The 21,461-nt window shown below is 72.7% G+C and carries 17 protein-coding genes; 10 read left to right on the top strand and 7 right to left on the bottom strand.

Going from position 1 to position 21,461, the window contains the following annotated elements; all coding sequences use genetic code 11:
- Positions 1 to 108: 108 nt before the first annotated feature.
- Complete coding sequence (locus M4960_RS15235) at positions 109 to 897, top strand: MerR family transcriptional regulator (protein WP_248704681.1); 789 nt, start codon at positions 109 to 111, stop codon at positions 895 to 897.
- Positions 898 to 1,070: 173 nt separating this feature from the next.
- On the opposite strand, the gene M4960_RS15240 is transcribed toward M4960_RS15235, so the two are convergent.
- The 3 genes from M4960_RS15240 to M4960_RS15250 form a co-directional block, all read right to left on the bottom strand.
- Positions 1,071 to 1,652 (bottom strand): PadR family transcriptional regulator, encoded by a 582-nt coding sequence (locus M4960_RS15240; RefSeq protein WP_111085559.1) that lies wholly within the window; start codon positions 1,650 to 1,652, stop codon positions 1,071 to 1,073.
- Positions 1,649 to 2,551: a DUF4097 family beta strand repeat-containing protein gene (locus M4960_RS15245; RefSeq protein WP_248704682.1), complete on the bottom strand. Its 903-nt coding sequence runs from the start codon at positions 2,549 to 2,551 to the stop codon at positions 1,649 to 1,651. The genes M4960_RS15240 and M4960_RS15245 overlap by 4 nt, the downstream gene beginning before the upstream one ends.
- 134 nt (positions 2,552 to 2,685) lie before the next feature.
- Positions 2,686 to 3,339, bottom strand: a complete 654-nt coding sequence (locus M4960_RS15250; RefSeq protein ID WP_123293664.1) for a YitT family protein — start codon at positions 3,337 to 3,339, stop codon at positions 2,686 to 2,688.
- Positions 3,340 to 3,400: 61 nt separating this feature from the next.
- On the opposite strand from M4960_RS15250, the gene M4960_RS15255 reads away from it, so the two are divergent.
- The 3 genes from M4960_RS15255 (at position 3,401) to M4960_RS15265 (ending at position 8,843) form a co-directional block, all read left to right on the top strand.
- Positions 3,401 to 4,852 carry a PLP-dependent aminotransferase family protein gene (locus tag M4960_RS15255; protein ID WP_173169726.1) on the top strand — a complete coding sequence of 484 codons (1,452 nt, stop codon included), beginning with the start codon at positions 3,401 to 3,403 and terminating at the stop codon, positions 4,850 to 4,852.
- Between the two features lie 94 nt (positions 4,853 to 4,946).
- Positions 4,947 to 5,633, top strand: a complete 687-nt coding sequence (locus M4960_RS15260; RefSeq protein ID WP_131921251.1) for a DUF6518 family protein — start codon at positions 4,947 to 4,949, stop codon at positions 5,631 to 5,633.
- 39 nt (positions 5,634 to 5,672) lie between these two features.
- On the top strand, positions 5,673 to 8,843 hold the full coding sequence (locus M4960_RS15265; protein ID WP_248704683.1) for an efflux RND transporter permease subunit: 3,171 nt from the start codon (positions 5,673 to 5,675) through the stop codon (positions 8,841 to 8,843).
- A 27-nt stretch (positions 8,844 to 8,870) separates the two neighbouring features.
- Here the strand turns inward: M4960_RS15265 and M4960_RS15270 are convergent, their stop codons facing one another.
- Both M4960_RS15270 and M4960_RS15275 read right to left on the bottom strand, forming a co-directional pair.
- A complete protein-coding gene (locus M4960_RS15270; RefSeq protein WP_248704684.1) occupies positions 8,871 to 9,215 on the bottom strand; it encodes a hypothetical protein in 345 nt (114 codons plus the stop codon).
- A 269-nt stretch (positions 9,216 to 9,484) separates the two neighbouring features.
- A complete protein-coding gene (locus M4960_RS15275) occupies positions 9,485 to 10,495 on the bottom strand; it encodes an alpha/beta hydrolase (protein WP_111085552.1) in 1,011 nt (336 codons plus the stop codon).
- A gap of 173 nt (positions 10,496 to 10,668) precedes the next feature.
- On the opposite strand from M4960_RS15275, the gene M4960_RS15280 reads away from it, so the two are divergent.
- Both M4960_RS15280 and M4960_RS15285 read left to right on the top strand, forming a co-directional pair.
- Entirely contained in the window at positions 10,669 to 11,523 is an 855-nt protein-coding gene (locus M4960_RS15280; RefSeq protein WP_248704685.1) for a polyphosphate kinase 2 family protein, read from the top strand.
- A gap of 268 nt (positions 11,524 to 11,791) precedes the next feature.
- Positions 11,792 to 13,891 (top strand): DEAD/DEAH box helicase, encoded by a 2,100-nt coding sequence (locus tag M4960_RS15285; protein WP_248704686.1) that lies wholly within the window; start codon positions 11,792 to 11,794, stop codon positions 13,889 to 13,891.
- A gap of 163 nt (positions 13,892 to 14,054) precedes the next feature.
- Here M4960_RS15285 and M4960_RS15290 read toward each other — a convergent pair whose 3' ends face one another.
- A complete protein-coding gene (locus tag M4960_RS15290; protein WP_123937539.1) occupies positions 14,055 to 14,564 on the bottom strand; it encodes a DinB family protein in 510 nt (169 codons plus the stop codon).
- A gap of 36 nt (positions 14,565 to 14,600) precedes the next feature.
- Entirely contained in the window at positions 14,601 to 15,143 is a 543-nt protein-coding gene (locus M4960_RS15295; RefSeq protein ID WP_123937540.1) for a MarR family winged helix-turn-helix transcriptional regulator, read from the bottom strand.
- Positions 15,144 to 15,346: 203 nt separating this feature from the next.
- Between M4960_RS15295 and M4960_RS15300 the strand changes: the two genes are divergently transcribed.
- The 4 genes from M4960_RS15300 to M4960_RS15315 all read left to right on the top strand — a co-directional run bounded on the left by M4960_RS15300 (position 15,347) and on the right by M4960_RS15315 (position 21,425).
- On the top strand, positions 15,347 to 15,946 hold the full coding sequence (locus M4960_RS15300; protein WP_111085548.1) for a hypothetical protein: 600 nt from the start codon (positions 15,347 to 15,349) through the stop codon (positions 15,944 to 15,946).
- Positions 15,947 to 16,037: 91 nt separating this feature from the next.
- On the top strand, positions 16,038 to 17,225 hold the full coding sequence (locus tag M4960_RS15305) for a S24/S26 family peptidase (RefSeq protein WP_173169722.1): 1,188 nt from the start codon (positions 16,038 to 16,040) through the stop codon (positions 17,223 to 17,225).
- Between the two features lie 61 nt (positions 17,226 to 17,286).
- Positions 17,287 to 18,450 carry an exonuclease SbcCD subunit D C-terminal domain-containing protein gene (locus M4960_RS15310; RefSeq protein ID WP_173169721.1) on the top strand — a complete coding sequence of 388 codons (1,164 nt, stop codon included), beginning with the start codon at positions 17,287 to 17,289 and terminating at the stop codon, positions 18,448 to 18,450.
- On the top strand, positions 18,450 to 21,425 hold the full coding sequence (locus tag M4960_RS15315; protein ID WP_248704687.1) for an AAA family ATPase: 2,976 nt from the start codon (positions 18,450 to 18,452) through the stop codon (positions 21,423 to 21,425). Before M4960_RS15310 ends, M4960_RS15315 begins: the two co-directional genes overlap by 1 nt.
- The last annotated feature ends 36 nt before the right edge of the window (positions 21,426 to 21,461 follow it).

The raw sequence follows: 21,461 nt of genomic DNA on the forward strand, positions 1-21,461 counted from the left end.
GTCAACACGGGTTCCCGGGCGGTCATTCCCGGTCGGTCGCGTGTCGTCGACTCCGCACCCCGATCACCCCTTGCGGTTGACGTTGCGTCAACCTCTACGGTGGGCTGCATGAGGGATCCGTCAGACATCGCCACCGCAGCTGCGAAAGCACCCCACGGCATCGCCGACGTGGCGCGATCCGCCGGGGTGTCGAGTCGCACGCTCCGCCACTACGACGCCATCGGGCTGCTGCCGGCCACCGCCGTCGGCGACGGCGGACTCCGCCGCTACGACGACCGGGCGCTCGTCCGGCTGCAGCGCATCCTGCTGCTGCGCGGCCTCGGCCTCGGGCTGCCCGACATCCGCCGGGTCCTCGACGGCGAGCAGGACGACGTCGCCGCCCTCACCGCACACGTCGCCTGGCTCGAACGCGAGCGGGACCGCCTCGCCCGGCAGCTCGCCGCCGTGCGCACCACCATCACCAGGATCGAGAACGGGGACACCATGAACGCCACGGACACCTTCGACGGGTTCGACCAGACCCGCTTCAAGCACGAGGTCGAGGAGCGCTGGGGAGCGGACGCCTGGCAGCGCGGCACCGCCTGGTGGGACGCGAAGGACACCGCGGGCAAGCAGGCGTTCCAGGACGAACTGCGCGCGATCGCCCAGGACGCCGCAGCGCTCGCCGCGTCCGGCGACGGCCCGGGCTCACCGGCCGCGCAGGCACTGGCGCGGCGGCAGTTCGCGTGGCTCGCCGAGTCGACGCCGCCGGCGGACCTCACCGCGGAGCGGTTCCGGACCCTCGCCGAGATGTACGTGCACGACGAGCGGTTCGCGCACGCCTACGACTGGGCCGGAGCGGGTGCGGCACGTGCGCTGCGCGATGCGATGGTCGCGTTCGCGGACGCCGGGCTGTAGCGCGCGGACTGCGGGCCGTCGTGCGCGAACGGAACCAGGTTCCGGTCACGACACCACGGATCGGCGTGGTGCTGTGTCCGGAACCTGGTTCCGTGGGTTGGGCTGTGCGGGGTGGGGCGGTGCGACGGGCGGCCGGGAGGCACGGGTCGCGACCGCCTGTCGGCCGCGGGCCGTCAGAGCGACTTTCGCAGGGCCTCCAGGCCGTCACGCAGGCGCGTCACGGTGTCCGCACGGAGCGTGCCGCGGGTCGCACGTCGGCGCAGGTCCGCGCGGACCTGCTGCCGGAACGACGACAGGGCCATCTCGAGCTCGCGCAGGGCGCGGGCGCTCTCCGACGGCACCGAGACGGGGTCCTCGTGGGAACCGGTGCCGGGGCTCTCCGCCGAGGCGGCGAGGTCTGCACGGAGCGAGCGCATCGCCTCGCCGACCGAGGCGCGGACGCCGTCGGCCAGGGACTTCACCGAGTCGGCGACCCCGGACTCGACCGCGGCGATCTCGTCGGCACGGGCCGCGAGTTCGGTGCGGCCGGCCTCGGTGATCGCGTAGACGGTCTTGCGGCCGTCGGCGGTCTTCGAGACGAGGCCCTCTTCCTCGAGCTTCGCGAGCCGCGGGTACACGGTGCCGGCGCTCGGCACGTAGGTACCGCCGAACCGGTCGCCGAGGGCCTGGATGAGCTCGTAGCCGTGCATCGGGTGGTCCGCCAGCAGCACGAGCAGGTACAGGCGGAGGTGGCCGTGGGCGAAGACGGGACTCATGCGGGCACCTCGCCGTCGTTGGTCGGGACCGTCGGGGGCACGGGCGCCGTCGGGGGGACCGGCGCCGTCGGGGGTGCCGGGGGTGCGGTCGGCTCGGTGGCGACAGGCGGGGCGTGCAGCACCGCGATGTCGCCGGAGACCGAGTTCACGCGCAGGTCGAGCCACTGGCCGGCCAGCTCGCCACCCTGCTTGACGTACGAGCCGCGCACACCGCGGATCTCGGAGTCGTCGAACTGGAGCTTGCCGGAGGCCGTGCTGACGGTGCACTGGTAGGCGACACCGTCCTCGAGCCGGACGCTCACGCCACCCGAGACCGTGTTGACGCGCGCCGACTCCGGCACGCCGTGCAGGTCGAGCACGACGTCGGCCGAGACACCGTCCGCCTGGAACCGCGGGATCTCGCCCGTGGCCACGACGTCACCCGAGACCGTGTGGACCGTCAGGGCGCCGTCGAGCTCGCGGATGGTCGTCGCGCCCGAGACGGCGTTGACCGTGACGTCGCCGGCGACACCGTCGACGACGAGGTCGCCGGACACCGTGTTGAGCATCGCGCCTCGGTTCGTGCCGGACAGCAGCGCACCCGCCGACACGACGCCGAGGTGCACCGAGGCGTCGCGGGGGACCAGGATGCTGACGTCCGCGTGGGCCTTGCCGCGGAACGACTTGAGGAACCCGATGGGGTCGTCCCACCGGATCTGCGGGTGGTCGACGGTGAGCGTGTCGCCGTCGACCTCGATCTTCAGCTGCTTGCCGGACACGCTGTGGACCTCGACCCGTGCGGTGGGTTCGTCGTGTGCCACGACGTCCACCTGACCACCGACGAGTCCGACACGGAGTGTGCGGACGATGCCGGTGTCGATGACCTTGGGCTCGTCGACGAGCCACTTCTCCTGCGTCATGTTGCTTCCTCCAACTCGCGATGTATCGCGTCTGTGGAAGTCACGCTATATCGCGAGTCGACGAGGCGCAAGGGTGCCGGGCAGATGGTGAGCAGAAATGGTCGGGTGGGGCCCTGCGACCCGACCATTCCTGCTCACGAAGCGTGCGCGACGGAGGTGGGACGGGCCTCCCGGACGACCCGGCGCTCGGGGCTCCACGGGAACCGGCGGAAGAACGGCATGAGCGGCTGCACCATCGGACCGATCGCGAAGGCGGCGATGACGGTGCCGGCCCCGACGTTGCCGCCGAGGATCCACCCGACGACGACGACGGACACCTCGACCAGGGTGCGCGCGAGCCAGAGCGGCCAGCCGAGGCGCTCGTGCAGCCCGACCATCAGGCCGTCGCGGGCCCCGGTGCCGAACCCCGCGCCGATGTAGAACGCCGTCGCGACGGCGAGCAGCACCAGTCCCGCGACGAACAGGGCGATCCGGGCGAGCAGGCCGGACGGCTCCGGCACGAGCCAGAGCACCAGGTCGGCGCTCGGCCCGATCGCCAGCGCGTTCAGCAGGGTGCCGATGCCCGGCTTCTGGCGCAGGGGGATCCAGAACAGCAGGATCACGCCGCTCGACACGACGGTGATGACGCCGAACGACCACGGCACCACGTTCTCGAGGCCCTGCGTCAAGACGGTCCACGACGAGACGCCGACGACCGCTCGGACCTGCAGCGCGGTGGAGGCGCCGTAGAGGAACAGTCCGACGAAGAGCTGGACGAAGCGGAACGTGAGGGCGGTGCTGCGGGACATGGGTTCATCGTCGATGCGGATTGGACTGCTGGTCGAGAGCCAATCGCGCTACCGTGGACCCATGACACCCGTGCTGTTGAGTGCCCGATCTGCTGCCCTGCTGCTCACCGACTGGCGCGACGGCACCGACGCCCCGGCGTACGAAGCACTGTCCGACGCCATCCGGGTGCTCGTCATCGACGGCCGGGTCGCGCAGGGTGTGCGACTGCCGGCGGAGCGCGGACTCGCGACCGCGCTCGGCATCTCCCGCACGACCGTGGCGAACGCGTACGCCCGACTGCGGTCCGACGGGTTCGTCGTGTCGGTTCGTGGCTCCGGCAGCGTGGTCCACCTGCCCGCGTCCCTGATCGGCCGTCCCGACCCGGAACGGCTCGGCGGGGTGGTCGACGGCGAGCTCCTCGACCTGCGGAAGGCCGCGCTGCACTCGGCACCGGGGATGGCCGAGGCTGTCGAGCGGGCGGTGCGACACGTGCCCGCGGCGCTCGCCGGCATCGGGTACGACACCGTCGGCGACCCCGGGCTCCGCGCCGCCATCGCCGACCGGTACACCGAGCGCGGACTGCCGACCGACCCGTCCCAGGTGATCGTGACGATCGGCGCGCAGCACGCCATCGCGCTGCTCGCACGGGTGCTCGTCCGTCGCGGGGACGCCGTGCTCGTCGAGTCCCCGACCTACCCGCACGCGCACGAGGCGTTCCGCGAGGCCGGCGGACGACTCGTCGGCGTGCCCGTCGACGCGCGGACCGGGTGGGACGCCGCCGCGCTCGAGACGACGCTGCGCCGGACCGCACCGGCCGTCGCCTACGTGATGCCCGAGCTGCACAACCCGACCGGAGCGACCATGTCCGCGTCGACCCGCCAGCTGCTGCTGTCGGTCGCGGCGTCGGTCGGCACGACGGTGGTCGCCGACGAGACGATGGGCGAGCTGCGGATCGACGGCGCGCCGTCGCTGCCGCTGGCAGCAGCGGACCCGTCGGGGGCGTCGGTCGTGATGATCGGTTCGGCCGACAAGGTCTTCTGGGGCGGCCTGCGGATCGGCTGGATCCGCGCCGCACCGGCCCTCCTGCAGCGGCTGCTCGCCGCCCGCCCGACGGGCGACCTCGGCACCCCCGTCCTCGACCAGCTGGTCGCGCGGGAGCTGGTCCCACGCACGGCGGCCGTCCTGGAGGCGCGGCGCGAGTACCTGCGACAGGGTCGCGACGACGTCGTGGGCGCGCTCAGGGCACGACTCCCCGAGTGGGACGTCCCGTCGCCGGCAGGTGGGCTGACGACGTGGGTGGGCCTCGGGCGTCCGGTGTCGAGTGCGCTCGTGCTGGCCGCGCGGTCCGAGGGCGTGGTGCTGGCGTCCGGCGGGGTGTTCGGCCCGGACGGCGGGTTCGAACGGTTCCTGCGGGTGCCGTTCACGATGGCGCCGGCGGACCGCGGCCGTCTGGTGGACGTGCTCGAACGGGCATGGGCGCGGGTCGGTGGGGAGTCCGCCGGGGTGCGGGGGTCGCTCGCCGCGGTGGTGTGAGCAGTCGTGGGGTCATCCTCTGGGGTGATGGGCCGGGGTCGTTCTCGCTCCGTGGGGTGATGTGCGCGGCGGCGGACGACGCGATGCTGATGCCATGAACGCGACCCTGTCCGCCGGTGCTCCGGCGCCTGCTGCGTCCCCGTCGTCCGCGTCGCCGTCCGAGCCGTGCCCCGCGGTGCCGGCTCTGGTGCGCGTCACGATGGCCCTGAGCGGTGCGCTGCTCGCCGGTGTGCTGACCTCGTTCGGGCAGACCGTGCCCGCACTGTCGTCGGTCGCCAACTCGGCCGGCCCCTGGTTCCTGGTCGCCGTCGCGCTGTGCATCGGCGCCGGAGCCCGTGCCGGCCGGTTCGCCCTGCCGCTCGCGATGCTGCTCGGCGTCGTGCTGCTCGAACTCATGCACGTCGGCTACTGGGCCACGACGAACCTGCGCGGCTACCCGGACTTCCTGTCCGTCACCAACCTTTGGGTGCTGCTCGGCGTCCCCGCGGGGCTGCTCGCCGGTGCGGTCGCTGTGTTCGTCCGCTCCCGTGACGCCCGCTGGCGTGCGGGAGCCTTCGGGGTCACCGCCGCGATCCTCATCGGCGAGGGGGTGCGGGCGCTGCTGCAGGTGGTGGCCACGACCGGCCCGGTGACGTGGGTGGTCGAGATCGTCGTCGGCATCCTCGTGCTCGTCGTCGGGGTGGCCACCGCCCGGTCGTCGGTCGGCCGCGTGATCGCCCTCGGCAGCGGCGTGCTCGGCACCGTCGGCGTGCTCGGCGCGTACCTGCTGCTCGGTGGCTGATGCGGACGTGCACGGGCTGCGGCTGCGAGGATCGATGACGTGCACCTCCTCTCGGTCTTCAGCCTCCGCAACCGGGCCCTCATCGCGCTCGTCACCATCGTCGTCGCGATCTTCGGCGGCATCGCGCTGTCGAACCTCAAGCAGGAGCTGATCCCGAGCGTCGAGTTCCCGCAGGTCGCGATCGTCAGCGCGTACCCGGGTGCCACGCCCGAGGTGGTGTCCAACGACGTCTCGACGAAGATCGAGCAGGGGATCCAGGCGGTCCCGGACCTCGAGTCGACCTCGGCGACCTCGTCCACCGGGCAGAGCATCGTGTCGGCCTCGTTCGACTACGGCTCCAACCTGGCCAGCGCCGAGGACAAGATCCAGACCGTCGTCAACGCACTCTCGCTGCCCGACTCCGTGCAGACCCAGATCGTGACCGGGTCGTTCGACGACCTGCCCGTCCTGCAGCTCGCGGTGTCGGCGAAGGGCGACCAGGAACAGCTCGTCGAACGACTGAACGCCACCGCGGTGCCCGACCTCGAGAAGCTCGACGGGGTGCGGGCCGCCGACGTCTACGGCAACCCCGGTCGCCGCGTCGTCATCACCCCGGACCAGGACGACCTGGCAGCCCGGGGCCTCAGCGAGACGGCGATCTCGGACGCGCTCGACGACAACGGCACCCTGATCCCCGGTGGCACGATCACGCAGAGCGGTTCGACGCTCTCCGTGCAGACCGGCGAACGCATCGCCTCGGTCGCCGACATCGAGGACCTACCGCTGACGGGCGGCACCTCGGAGACGACCCTCGGCGACGTCGCCACCGTCGCCATCAAGGAGTCACCGCGCACCTCGATCAGCCGCGTGAACGGCGAACAGGCACTCACCATCGCGATCACGAAGACGCAGGAGGCGAACACCGTCGACGTCTCGGAGACCGTCCGTGACGCCCTGCCCGGCATCGAGGCGAAGATCGACGGCGACCCCCGGTTCACCGTCGTGTTCGACCAGGCGCCCTTCATCCAGCAGTCGATCGACTCCCTGGCCGAGGAAGGACTGCTCGGCCTGGCGTTCGCCGTCCTCGTGATCCTGCTGTTCCTGCTGTCGGTCCGGTCGACGATCGTCACCGCGATCTCGATCCCGACGTCGGTGCTCCTCGCCGCGATCGGCATGCTGGCCGCCGGCTACACGCTCAACATCATCACGCTCGCCGGCCTGACCATCGCGATCGGCCGTGTGGTCGACGACTCCATCGTCGTGATCGAGAACATCAAGCGGCACCTGCAACCCGGCGTCGACCGGCAACGGGCGGTGCTCGACGGCGTCCGCGAGGTCGCCGGCGCCGTGACTGCGTCGACCGTGACGACCGTGGTCGTGTTCCTGCCCGTCGCGTTCGTCGCCGAGCTCGTCGGCGAACTGTTCCGGCCGTTCGCCCTCACTGTGACGATGGCGCTGGTCGCTTCGCTGCTGGTCTCCCTGACCATCGTGCCGGTGCTGGCGTACTGGTTCCTGCGCGCGCCGAAGGGGCACAAGCACGCCGGGGCGGTGCAGCCGGCCGTGTCGGGGACCGACGCCGACGGGGCGGCGGGGGCCGTGCCTCCCGTCAGCTCTGCGACGGACGGCGCACTCGCGAGTGCGGCAGACCTGCACGACGCATCCGCACCCGACCGGCTGCGCCGCGGCTACCAGCCGGTGCTCGGGTGGGCGCTCCGCGCACCGTGGGTAGTCCTGGTGCTCGCCGTGCTCGTGCTCGGTGGGACCGCGGCGGCGCTGCCGTTCGTCAAGACGAACTACCTCGGTGACTCCGGGCAGAACACCTTCACCGTCACGCAGGACCTCGAGCCCGGCACGAGCCTGGCGTCGCAGTCCGACGCGGCGCGCACCGTCGAGCGCCAGCTCCGCGCGGTCGACGGCGTCGAGACCGTCCAGACCACGATCGGCACGAGCGGCGAGTCGATCCAGGCCGCGTTCGGTGGCGGCGGCACGGCATCGGTGCAGTACTCGGTGACCACCGACGAGGGCGCCGACCAGACCCGGGTGCAGTCGGACACACGGAAGCGACTCGACGGGCTCAAGGACCAGGGCGAGCTCACGGTCGCGTCGTCGGGTGGCGGCTTCGGCGGCAGCAGCGACATCGAGGTCGACGTCAGCGCGCCGACCCAGGCGCAGCTCCGGACCGCCGCGTCGCAGGTGCTGCGCGAGATGCGGACGGTCGACGACACCACGGGGGCGACGAGCAACCTGTCGTCGGCCGAGCCGTACCTGGCCGTCCGGGTCGACCGCGAGAAGGCGGCCGCGCTCGGGCTGACCGAGACCCAGGTCGGCGGGATCGTCGCAGCCTCGGTGTCGCCGCGGGACACCGGGACGGTCGAGATCGACGACGCCTCGCTCGACGTCTACATCGCCGCACCCTCGCCGCCGGGGACCATCACGGCACTGCGCGCACTGTCGGTCCCGACCTCGACCGGCCCGGTGCCGCTGTCCGACGTCGCCACCGTCGAACGTGCCGAGGGGCCGACGACCGTCACCACCTCGGACGCCGTCCGCACCGCGACGATCACCGTGACCCCGGACGCGTCGAACCTCGGCGCGGCGGTGCAGTCGGTGACCACGGCGGTCGACCAGCTCGACCTGCCCAAGGGTGCGTCCGCGTCGATCGGCGGCGTCGCCTCGAGCCAGACGTCGGCGTTCAGCCAGCTGCTGCTCGCCGCCCTGGTCGCGATCCTGATCGTCTACGTGGTGATGGTCGCGACGTTCCGGAGCCTGCTCCAGCCCCTGCTGCTGCTCGTCTCGGTGCCGTTCGCGGCGACGGGCGCGATCCTGCTGCAGATCGCGTCGGGCATCCCACTCGGTGTGGCGTCGCTCATCGGCGTGCTCATGCTCGTCGGCATCGTCGTGACGAACGCGATCGTCCTCATCGACCTGGTGAACCAGTACCGGCGGCGCGGACTGCGGGTACGCGAGGCCCTGGTCGAAGGGGCCACCCGACGACTCCGGCCCATCCTGATGACCGCCCTGGCGACGATCTTCGCGCTCGTGCCGATGGCGATCGGGCTGACCGGCAAGTCCGGGTTCATCTCGCAGCCGCTCGCGCTCGTCGTGATCGGCGGGCTGGTGTCGTCGACGTTGCTGACCCTGGTGGTGCTGCCGGCGCTGTACTACGTGGTGGAGCGGGCGCGGGAGCGGCGGGCTGATCGGCGGGCTGCGGCGGCGGCCGCGGCGGGCTAGCGGCGGCGTTGTCGGCGCCGGGCCCCGCTACCTGCGGTACTCGGCGTCGACGGCCGCGATGGCGGCGGTCGTGAGGGGCACCGAGGCCGAGGCCGTGGCCGGCACGACGGGCGCGGTGACCCGGTGGTCGGCACGCTCCTCGCGCTCGACGGCGCGGAACCACGACACGAGCACGCAGGTCAGCGTGACGAGGAAGACGATCCCGGCGCCCTGCGCGAACACAGCGAGGTGCCCGGTCGCAGCCGCGTACCCGCCGAAGGCCATGGTGGCGGCGAACGACAGCCCGAGCAGCAACTCCGCAGAGGTCTGCAGCGCGGAACGGTCCCAGCGGGTCGCGGCGGCGCGTGCAGGGCGGGTCGAGGTGTCGGTCACCCCGGAAGTCTGCGACGTGGTGGCTGTCGGCAGTAGTCCCGACTCCGGGTGCCACCCACCCGGGGCACGCGGCAGTGCGGCTCCGCGAGCGCGCCCGCTCTGGCGTCTCTGCGAAAGCGACACTTCTCCGCCTAACATCGGCGGCACAACGTCGCTCTCGCGGCACGGACGGCCGCTCGTCGGCGAGGAGTGTCGCTTCGGCGGCACACAACCCGCCCGCGGCCGAACCCGCCCGCGGCCGAACCCGCGCACGGCGCCCCCGCAGCGCCTCAGCCCAGCTGGGTCCGGAAGAACGTCGCCACGCGGCGGCTCATCGCCTCGTCGAGCTGCGCGATCGAGTGCGCCGTCCCCTCGACCTGCACGAACGTGACCGGCACGTCGTGCGACCGGAGCGTCGCCGCGAACTCCTGCGACTCCCACAGCGGGATGAACTCGTCCGTCGAGTGCCCGATGAAGAACGGCGCCGTGTCCGAGGTGACGTGGTACTCCGGCGACGCCCGGGTCGCCGCCGGACACTTCGCGTAGGTCCGGCAGCCGAGGTACAGCAGCTGCTTCCGCTGGAAGGACGCGGACACCCCGTCGGCCCGGGTCGAGCGCGACGTCAGGTTCGTGGGGCCGCTCAGGTCGACGACCGCACGGATCCGGTCGCCCTCGGCGTAGGCGGCGGACTCGTGGTCGGTCACCGCGAGCATCGCCGCCAGGTTGCCGCCCGCGCTCCCGCCGAACACCCCGACCCGCTGGGAGTCGACGTCGTACGTGGACAGCGTCGTGGGGCGGAACACGTAGTCGAGCGCCCGTCGGACGTCGTCGAGACCGGCCGGGAACGGGTCGGTGGGCGCGAGCCGGTAGTCGACGTTGAACGTGACGAAGCCCTCGGACGCCAGGTACTTGCACACCGACCGGTAGGCGGCCGTGGCCTTGTCGCCGTGCGACCAGCTGCCGCCGTGGATCATCAGCACCGCGGGCCGACCGGTGCTGGCTGCGGCCTCGGCGGGGTCGGCCGTCGGGGTGGCGGACGGCGTCGCCGTGGGGGTCGCGGTCGTCTCCGGGGCGCTGTCGGCCGGCAGGCAGACGTCGAGTCGCTGCAGCGGAGCCGTGCCGTACGGCACATCCGCGACCACGTCGATGCCGTGGTACTGCAGGGACAGCGGGTAGATGACGCTGTCCGCGGTGACCGTCGCGTTCTCGTCACCGACGGGGTCCGTACTGCAGGACGCGACCGCGCCGAGCGCCACGACCGCGGCGACGAGCGCGAGCACTGTGCGGCGGCCGGACTTCATCGGTTCCACGGTAGCCGCACCCGAGGCCGGCCACGTCACCCCAGCGGAGGAACCCCGACCGCGCAACCGACCGCGCACCCGACCGCGCACTCGACCGCGCACCCGACGGCGGAACCGCCACAGTGCCAGGATGAGAGCAGGGGGCACCCGCCGCCAGGACCGCAGGAGGACCCGTGAGCCGTCGCAAGGCCTGGAACGCCGATCCCGAACCACTGCTCCGCGTCGACCCGGGCTTCCGCCTCGACCAGGTCGACCCCGATGCGACGCCGGGCTTCCCCGGCCGCAAGATCGACGGGCTCGAAGCGCTCGCCGCGGGGGCGTCCCGCCTCGCCGCCCTGCAGGAGCGGCTGTACGCGGCGTCGACCGCCGGCGACCAGCGCCGGGTGCTGCTCGTCCTGCAGGCGATGGACACCGCCGGCAAGGGCGGCATCGTCTCGCACGTCGTCGGTGCGGTCGACCCCAACGGCGTGCGGTACGCGGGCTTCAAGGCCCCGACGGCCGAGGAGCGCGAGCACGACTTCCTCTGGCGCATCGAGCGGCAGCTCCCGAGTGCCGGTCAGCTCGGCGTCTTCGACCGCTCGCACTACGAGGACGTCCTCATCCAGCGCATCCGGGCGTTCGCGGCGCCGGACGAGATCGAACGACGCTACGGCGCGATCACCGAGTTCGAGGACCGCCTCACCGCCGAGGGCACCACGATCGTCAAGGTGATGCTGCACATCTCGAAGGACGAGCAGCGCGAACGCCTCGGCGAGCGACTCGACCGCCCCGACAAGCACTGGAAGTTCAACCCGGGCGACATCGACGAGCGCCTGCTGTGGGACCGCTACCAGGACGCGTACCAGATCGTGTTCGACCGGACCTCGACCCCGCAGGCGCCCTGGTACGTCGTGCCGGCGAACCGCAAGTGGTACGCCCGCTTGGCGGTGCAGCAGCTCCTGCTCCGGGCCCTCGAGGACATGCAGCTCTCGTGGCCGAAGGCGGACTTCGACGTGGCCGAGCAACGACAGCGGCTCGCCGAGTCCTGACCGACGGGCCGGCCGGGAGGCACGGGCCGGGTCCGGCTCGCGGCCGTCCGTCGACGACGGGGCTGGCATCAGAGCGCGGGGTCGCGTAGACTCGCTCGGTCGGCCTTCGACGCCGTGACATCGTGATCACGGGCTTTTTGTTGGGTGTGTGTTGCTCGAGGGCTGGAATCACGTCGAATCGCGACGGGATGAACCCCCTCTCCGCAAGCAGCCCCCGCCGATGTCGCTGTCGGGCGCTGCGGTTCGTTGCGCACCCGAGAAAGCAGTCATGGCTCCGTACAACAAGGGCGCGGACAACCGCGCCTCCGATCGTCCCCGCCACCCGAACGGCACCCCCGCCGCACGCAGCAGCAAGCACCGCGGGTTCCGCGCCGCCGAACCGACCGCGCCGCGCCAGAAGCAGCGCTGGGACGCCGAGGAGCGTCGCGGCCGCTCGGCGCAGGGCGAGCGCCCCGCGCGCCCGAACTGGGAGCCCCGCGACAGCGGCGGCCAGCGCCGCCCGGAGCGCGACGACCGCGGTGGTCGCGGCTTCAACCGTGACGACCGTGCTCCCCGTCGCTTCGACCGCGACGACCGTGCGCCCCGTCGTGACAACGACGACCGTCCGCGTCGTTCGTTCGACCGCGACGACCGTGCACCGCGCAGCTTCAACCGCGACGACCGCGCTCCCCGTCGTGACAACGACGACCGTCCCCGTCGCTCGTTCGACCGTGACGACCGCGCCCCGCGCAGCTTCAACCGTGACGATCGTGCTCCCCGTCGCTCGTTCGACCGTGACGACCGCGCCCCACGCAGCTTCAACCGTGACGATCGTGCGCCCCGTCGTGACTACGACGACCGCCCGCGTCGCAGCTTCGACCGCGACGACCGCGCGCCGCGTCGTGACAACGACGACCGTCCGCGTCGTAGCTTCGACCGCGATGACCGCGCTCCGCGCAGCTTCAACCGCGACGATCGTGCCCCGCGTCGTGACAACGACGACCGTCCGCGTCGCAGCTTCGATCGCGACGACCGCGCTCCGCGCAAGTTCGACCGCGAAGACCGCGCTCCGCGTAAGTTCGACCGCGACGACCGCAGCGCTCCCCGCCGCTCCTTCGACGAGCCCGAGCGCGGCAAGTTCGTCCCCGCCGACGACGTCAAGCTCGCGAAGCTCCAGGCCGAGTCCACCGTGGCGTCGGACGTCGAGGGCGTGACCTTCGGCGACCTCGGCATCGGCGGCAACATCTCCCGCGCCCTGCAGGAGCTCGGCGCGAGCAGCCCGTTCCCGATCCAGGCCGCGACGATCCCCGACGTGATCGCCGGCAAGGACGTCCTCGGCCGTGGCCGCACGGGCTCCGGCAAGACCATCGCGTTCGGCGCCCCGCTCGTCGAGAAGCTCATGGAGCACGGCGGCGGCACGAAGCGCAAGATGGGCCGCGCCCCGCGTGCGCTCATCCTCGCGCCGACCCGCGAGCTGGCCCTGCAGATCGACCGCACGGTGCAGCCGATCGCCCGCTCGGTGGGCCTCTTCACGACGCAGATCTACGGCGGCGTGCCGTACGGCCGTCAGGAGGGTGCGCTCGAGCGTGGCGTCGACATCATCGTCGGCACCCCTGGTCGTGTGCAGGACCTCATGAACAAGGGGAAGCTCGACCTCAGCGAGGTCGTCATCTCCGTGCTCGACGAGGCCGACCACATGTGCGACCTCGGGTTCCTCGAGCCGGTGCAGGAGATCCTCTCCGCCACCGCCGAGGTCACCCCGCAGGGCAACCGTGCACAGAAGCTGCTGTTCAGCGCGACGCTCGACACCCAGGTCGCGGCGCTCGTCGAGCAGTTCCTGCACGAGCCGAGCGTGCACGAGGTCGCGGGTGAGGACCAGGCGTCCTCGACCATCGACCACCGTGTCCTCGTGGTCGAGCAGCGCGAGAAGGACCGTGTCCTCGAGGAGCTCGTCGCCGGCGACGGCAAGACGATCGTCTTCGCCCGGACCCGTGCCTACGCCGAGCGCCTCGCCGACCAGTTCGAGGACGCCGGCATCCGTGCCACGTCGCTCCACGGCGACCTGAACCAGTCGCGCCGGACCCGGAACCTGCAGCTCCTGACGAGCGGCCGGGTGAACGTGCTCGTCGCCACCGACGTCGCCGCCCGCGGCATCCACGTCGACGACGTGTCGCTCGTCGTGCAGGCGGATGCCCCGGACGACTACAAGGCGTACATGCACCGCTCCGGCCGCACGGGTCGTGCCGGCAAGGAGGGCACCGTCGTGACCCTCGTCCCGCGTGGTCGCATCCGCAAGATCGAGGGCATCCTCGAGCGTGCCGAGATCGCGGCGGACCTCGTGCAGGCCGCCCCCGGTGACGGCATCGTGTCGGAGCTCGCCGCGCGCTAGTCGCGACCACACGCACGACGGGAGGCCCGTGGCGAGCTCGCCACGGGCCTCCCGTCCGTCACATGGTGAGCAGCAATGGTCGGGTCCGGAAATCGGACCCGACCATTTCTGCTCACGAAGCGAGCACGCCCGCCCGCGCGCTGCGCGCCCGCGCGCGACCGCGTCAGCGGTTGAAGAACAGCAACCCGCGCACGAAGCCGGCCTGGCCGGCGTGCTGCGTGCAGTCGTCGAGGATGCTCACGAGCCGGGCACCGGCGGTGACGGGCGGGTCCCACGCGTCGTCGACCACGGGGTCGAGGTCGTCGGGGCCGAGCGTGCCGAGGTACGCGACGGTGCGGTCGTGGACGGCACGCAGGTACCCGGTGAGCAGCGCGGCCGAGGCACGCACGCGACCGACGTCGTCACGGGACATGCCGTAGCCGAGGGCCTCGGCCGGGAACGGCAGGCCGAACCGGTCGTACCAGCCGTCGGCGGTCCACACCTGCGCGGTGCCGGCGAGGTCGGCGATCTGGACGTCCTGCCCACGGGCGGTGTGCCACGCGAGCCATGCCAGGGTGTTCGCCCCGGCGGCCGGACGCGCTGCGAGTTGGTCCTCGGACAGGCCGTCGACGGCACGCTCGACGGTCTCGGGGACGCGGGAGAACGCTTCGATCAGGACTTCGGACGGTGTCATGCGCACCACGCTACGCGCGCGCCCCGACACACGAGGTCACGCGGAGCGGGCTGCGGTCTCCGCGCGCGAGTGGCGGTCGAGGGCGTCGCCGAGCCCGGCGAACGCGGCGGCGAGGCGGACCCGGTCGGCGGGGGCGACGACCTCGCGGAAGGCGTCCGAGTAGACGGCGCCGATCTGCCGGGCCACCTCGGCGCCCGAGGCGGTGAGGTGCAGCAGGACGCTGCGACGGTCCTGCGGGTTCGGGCGGCGCTCGAGGTGTCCGCGCTGCTCGAGCCGGTCGACGAGCGAGGTCATGGCGCCGGTGGTGAGCTCGAGGTACTCGCCGGCCTGCTTCGGCGTGATCCCCTCGCCGTCGGCCGCGGCCAGGAAGAACACGAAGCGGGTGTCGGTGGCGTTCAGCCCGCGCACGACGCTCTCGTGGTGCAGGACGCGGGCGTGCTGCGTCTGGAGCAGGCGGAAGGCGGTGAGGAGCTTCGCGAGGTCGGTGTCCGAGTCCACGCGCTCCGGCACGGAGACGGTCGGCGACACGGGCGCGGGCGGCAGGGTGTCGGGCAGGACGGGCTGGGTGGTGTCCGTCATCGGCGGCTCTTCTCGGCAGGGGGTGGGAAGACTCAGTCAACAAGTATCTCACTCGTCAAGATACCCCCAGCACGGGGGTGGTTCCTTCCCTTGTGAGTTGCTCGGCGGAAAAGTAACTTGATCGTCGTAGCAAACACCACGGCACCGACGCGACCAACCACCGCGACCACGGCGCCACCGTTTCCGGATCAGGAGCTCCCGCAATGTCTCGTGTCACCCCTCGCGCCGCCCGTCTCGCGGCCTGGATCGCCATCCCCGCCGCCCTCGTCGCCTCGGGTGTCGTCGTCTCGACCGCGTCCTACTCGGCGTTCTCGGCCACCACCGTCAACCCGACCAGCAACTGGACCGCCGGCAGCGTCGCCCTCACCGACGACGACAACAACACCGCGCTCTTCACCGCGACGGGCCTGAAGCCCGGCTCGACCGGCGCCAACTGCATCACGGTCACGTCGACCGGCTCGCTGGCCTCGACCGTGAAGCTGTACGGCACGAACCCGGCCACCACGAACAACCTCTCGGGCAACATCAACCTGCAGGTCGAGCAGGGCACCGGCGGTGGCTTCGGCTCCTGCACCGGATTCACACCGGCCGCGACCAGCGGAACGCTCTACAACGGCACCCTCGCCGCGTTCGGCACCGGCTCGACGAACTTCGCCACCGGCCTCGGCACCTGGGCCCCGACCGGGTCCGCGTCCGAGTCGCGCGTCTACCGCTTCACCTACACGGTCTCGAGCACCGCGCCGAACACGGTGCAGGGCGGCACCGCGTCCCTCGGCCTCACCTGGGAGGCCCAGAACAGCTGAGCCGGGAGCCCTCCCCACCCGGTGACCGGGGCTGAGCCCGAGCCAGCCCCGGTCACCACCCCCGAGAACGCGCCCCCGGTCGAAGGCAGTCATGAGCAGCATCGCAGTGCACGGTGGTCCCACACCGCACGCCGTGCTCCGTGACGTCGTCGACTGGGGGCGCGTCGTCGTCGGCACCGTTGCACGCGGTGTGGTCGCGACCCTCCTCGGCCTCGCCCTGTGGGCGGCAGCCCCCGCGCTGATCGGCTGGCAACCGACGACGGTGATGACCGGGTCGATGGAGCCGCGCCTCACGCCCGGGGACGTCGTCGTCTCGCGCCCGGTCGCGTCCGGTGAGGTCCGGACGGGCAAGATCCTGCTCGCGGACGACCCGGACCAGCCGGGTCACCTCCGCATGCACCGCTACGTCGAGGACGGCCCGGGAGGCACCCTGGTCACCAAGGGCGACGCGAACCCGCAGCAGGACTCCACACCGCTCGAACGCTCGGCCGTGCACGGGGTCGCCTTTCTGCGCATCCCGTTCGTCGGGGCGCCGATCCTGTGGCTCCGGCAGGGGGAGTGGGTCAAGGTCGTCGTGCTCGCACTCGGCCTGACGGCGCTGCTCGCGCTCTGCACGGTCGACGGGTCGCTCTGCCGCCTCGCGGCGATCGACGACGACGACGCCGACGGCTCGGACGGGGGCGACACCGCCCACGGGTCGGGTGACGGGCCGTCGGACGGTACCGACACCGGCCGGGAGGCACGGGACGACGCCGCCACGCGCCTCCCGTCCGGCGGGACCACCGTCGTCACCCGTCGCTCGCTCCGGGTGCACGAGCGTCGCGTGCAGCGGCTGCGCCGCTTCGGCGGTGCGGCGGCGGTCCTCGTCATCGCGGGGAGCATCGGGGTGCTCGTGCCGGCGCAGGCGGTGGCCGTGCCGTGGTCGCGGACGACCGTGAACCCGGTGTCGAACTTCACGGCGGGCACGGCCACCGGTGTCCCCACGCTGACCTGCACGGCCGCGTCGTCGAGCACCGTGACGATCACCTGGACCTACACGGACCCCACCGTGCCGAACTCGTTCGACCTCATGAACGGGACGACCCAGCTCGCGACCGCCACGACCCCCGGACAGCGTTCGCTCGTCTACGGCGGTGCGGGCCTGCTCGACCTCGGCACGACCTACACGCTGAACCTCCGCACGAACCTCGGCAACAACTGGACCGCGACCAGCACGCCGACCGTCAAGGTGCGGGTCGTCTCGGTCCTCGGCCTGGCGTCGGCGAGCTGCGTGCCCTGAGTTCTCCACAGGCGGCGCGCGGCCGTCCGGCGATGTCCCCGGCCGGCGTTACCGTGTCCGCATGCGCATCCTGCACACCGGCGACTGGCACCTCGGCCGCACGCTGCTCGGTGCCGACCTCCTCGAGCACCAGGCGGCGTTCACCGACTGGCTCGTCGACCTCGTGCGGGACCGCTCCGTCGACCTCGTCGTGATCGCCGGTGACGTGTACGACCGGGCGATCCCGCCGATCGACGCGGTCCGCATGCTGTCCCGGGTGCTCGAACGCCTGGCCGAGACGGCGACCGTGGTGCTCACGCCCGGCAACCACGACTCCGCCGCACGCCTGGGCTTCGGCGCCGGCGTGATGGACCGCCGCGTCCGCATCCTCGCCGAACCCGCCCGGATCGCCGACCCGGTGCTCGTCGACGACGCCGACGGCCCGGTGGCGGTCTACGGCATCCCGTACCTGCACCCCGACCTCACCCGCTACGCACTGGCCGACGTGCCGGACGAGCCCCTCGCACGGTCGCACCACGCCGTCGTGCAGGCCGCCACCGAGCGGATCCGGTCCGACCTCGCGCTGCGCGGCGGCACCCGCAGCGTCGTCGTCGCACACGCCTTCGTCGGCGGGGCGGACCCGAGCGACAGCGAGCAGGACATCCGCGTCGGCGGTGTCGACCGGGTGGCCGAATCGGTCTTCGACGGCTTCGACTACGTCGCCCTCGGGCACCTGCACGGCCCGCAGCGGGTCGGCGACGGCGGACGGATCCGGTACGCCGGCTCACCGCTGGCGTTCTCGTTCGGCGAGCGGCACCAGCAGAAGTCGGTGACCATCGCCGAGCTCGACGCGGCCGGTGCCGTCTCGGTCGAACTCGTGCCCGCTCCCGTGCCGCGCCGCCTGGTCGACGTCCGCGGGGGCATCGACGACATCGAGTCCGGGGTCTTCCGGGCCGACGCCGACGCCTGGGTGCGGGTGGCCGTGACCGACACGGTGCACCCCGAGCGCATGTACGCCCGGGTGAAGGACCACTTCCCGCACGCGCTGGCGATCACGCACGAACCCGCCGACCGCGGCCCGGCCTCGGTGGCCCGTGCGGTCACGGCGACGTCCGACCCGGTCGAGGTCGCCGCCGACTTCGTGGCCTTCGCCACCGGTGCCGCCCCCGACGACGACGAACACGCCGTCCTGACCGAGGCGTACGAGGCCGCGGTGCTGGCGCTGCAGCGCCAGGGGGACCGCTGATGTACCTGCACCGTCTCGAACTCCGCGCCATCGGGCCCTACCCCGACCTGGTGTCCATCGACTTCGCAGCGCTCGCGGCCTCCGGGGTGTTCCTACTCGAGGGGCCGACGGGCTCCGGCAAGTCGACCATCATCGACGCCGTCGTGTTCGCCCTGTACGGCGGGCTCGCCGGGTCCGACGCCAGCTCCGACCGCCTGCACAGCCAGCACGCCGACCCCGCGGTGGAACCGTTCGTCGAGCTCGTCTTCGAGACCACCGCAGGGACCTACCGGGTCCGCCGCACCCCGCAGTACGACCGCCCGAAGCAGCGGGGGACCGGCACCGTCAAGCAGCAGGCGTCCGTGCAGCTGTTCCGTCTGGCGAACCCGTCCGACGTCGCCGGCGAACCGATGTCGTCACGCATCCCCGAGGTCGGCGTCGAGATCGGCCGCATCGTCGGGCTCGACCGCGCGCAGTTCCTGCAGACCGTCGTGCTGCCGCAGGGCGAGTTCGCACGGTTCCTGCGGTCCCCGGGCGAAGACCGCCGCAAGCTCCTGCAGTCCCTGTTCGGCACGCAGGTCTACGACCGCACGGCCGACGAACTCGCCGCGCGGCGCCGTGCCGTGCAGGCCGAGGTCGACGGTGCCGACGACCGCGTACGTGATGCCCTGAACCGCTTCGCCCAGGCCGCCGGTCTCGACGACGGCGACGAGACCGTCGTGCCGTCGACGGTGGCGTCGGTCCGTGCGGCCGCCGATGCCGCTGCCGCCGTCCGTGCTGCAGCAGCCGCGGCGGCGACGACCGCTGCCGAGCACGAAGAGGCGGTCACGGCGCGTGCGACCGCCCTCGAACGACGCGCGGGGCTGCTCGCGCGGCGAGTTGCACTCGACCACGACGCCCCTGCCGTCGACGCCGCCCGGTCGGCCCTCGCACTCGGCGAACGCGCCGCCCGGGTGACCGCCGTGGCCGACGGACTCGACGCTGCAGTCACGCGCGCCGACGAGACCACTGCGGCCGCCCGGTCGCTGCGTGACCGCCACGGGATCACCGCCGACGCCGACGCCGTCGTGCTGCGACGCGACGCCCTGGCCGACGACCTGTCGGCCGTCCGGCACCTCGTCGCGGTCGAGGACGGCGCCGCTGCTCGTCGGTCCGCCATCGCCGGGGCCACCGCGGACGCCGAGCAGATCGCCGAGCAGCTGCTCGAACGCGACGCCGCGCTCGACGCCCGTCCCACCGAGCGGGCCCGCATCGTCGAGGCCGCACGCACCGCGGCCCGCACGGCAGCCGACTCGGACGCCGCCGCGCACGAGGTCACCCGGATCCGGTCCCTCCGAGCCGACCTCGTGGCGCGCGACCACGCAGCGCAACGGGTCGCCACGGCCGAGCAGTCCGTCGCCACCGCGCGCCGGTCGGCGACCGACGCCCTCGCCGCCGAGCGGGCACTCCGCGAACGCCGGATCGCCGGGCTCGCCGGAGAACTCGGGGCGGCGCTCACGACCGGCGACCCGTGCCCGGTCTGCGGGTCGACGGCGCACCCCTCGGTGGCGACCCCGCAGGACGACCACCCGACGACCGCGGCCGTCGACGCTGCCGGCGACGCCACCCGTCGCGCTGACCAGCACCTCGCCGACGCCGCGTCGGACCTGGCGGTCGAACGTGCCGAACACCAGCGGCTCGTCGACGTCGTCGGCACGGTCGACACCGCCGCGCTCGACGCCCTGACCGCGGCCGCCGACGAACGGGTCCGGGCCGCGCACGACGCTGCCGCGCTCGTCCTGCAGCACGAGCGGCAGCGGGCGGCGCACGACACGACGACCGGTCGGCTCCAGCGCGAGCGGAACGACCTCGACGCACGGCGGACCGTCCTGGTCTCGACCGCGCTGGCCGACGCCGAGCGGCTCGACACCGACCTCGGCACCGTGGCCGCGGCGCTCGGGCGGCTCGGAGCACTCCTCGACGACCGCCCCGCGACGCTCCGGACGGCCGTCGAACTCCTCGACGAGCGACTCGAGGCGTACCGCGCGGTCGTGCAGGCCGACGAACGGGTGGCCGCCGCGACCCGTGCCCGCGACGACCGCCGTACCGAGGTCGACCGGGTCCTCGACGACCAGGACTTCGCCGACGTCGCCGCAGCGCGGGCCGGACGGCTCGAACCCGACAGCACCGACCGGCTGCGGGCGCTGATCAGCGCGGCCGAGGCCGAGCGGGCCGTCGTCGTGGCCGGTCTGGCCGAACCCGCCGTGGTCGCCGCGGCGGACGACTCCGCGGAACGCCTCGACCTCGACGGCGCCCGGGCCGGACGCCAGCGCGCTGCCGCCGCACTCGACGAGGCCGCCGCGGTCACCGTCTCCGCGGCCGACCGTGCCGACGCGGTCGACCGGTGCGCCGCCGAGGTCACCCGGGCGACCCGTGCCCGTGACGAGACGTCGGCACGCAGCCGCGCCGTGGTCCGGCTCGCCGACATCGCGAACGGGGTCACCGCGGCGAACCCGACGGGGATCACCCTGGGCACCTACGTGCTCATGCGCCGGTTCGAGGACGTCGTCGCCGCGGCCAACGACCGACTCCGGGCGATGCTCGCGGGGCGGTTCACGCTCGAGACCTCGGACGAGCGGGAGTCCGGGTCACGGGCACGCCGGACCGGCCTGGCACTCGCCGTGCACGACCACACCACCGACACCGTGCGGGACCCCCGCAGCCTGTCCGGCGGCGAGACGTTCACCGTGTCGCTGTGCCTGGCGCTCGGGCTGGCCGACGTCGTGCAGGCCGAGGCCGGTGGCGTCTCGCTCGGCACGCTCTTCGTCGACGAGGGGTTCGGGACGCTCGACCCGGAGACCCTCGACGACGTCATCGGGCAGTTGTCGCGACTGACCGCCGGTGGGCGGCAGGTCGGCATCGTCAGCCACGTCGAGGAACTCAAGCAGCGGATCCCGGAGCGGATCGCCGTGCGGCGGACGGCAGCCGGCGGCTCGCAGGTGACGACAACGGTTTGACGCCGCCTGCCGTCCGCCGCCGGTCCTGGTTCCGGG

The sequence above is a fragment of the Curtobacterium sp. MWU13-2055 genome (assembly GCF_023242305.1).
Taxonomy (GTDB): domain Bacteria; phylum Actinomycetota; class Actinomycetes; order Actinomycetales; family Microbacteriaceae; genus Curtobacterium.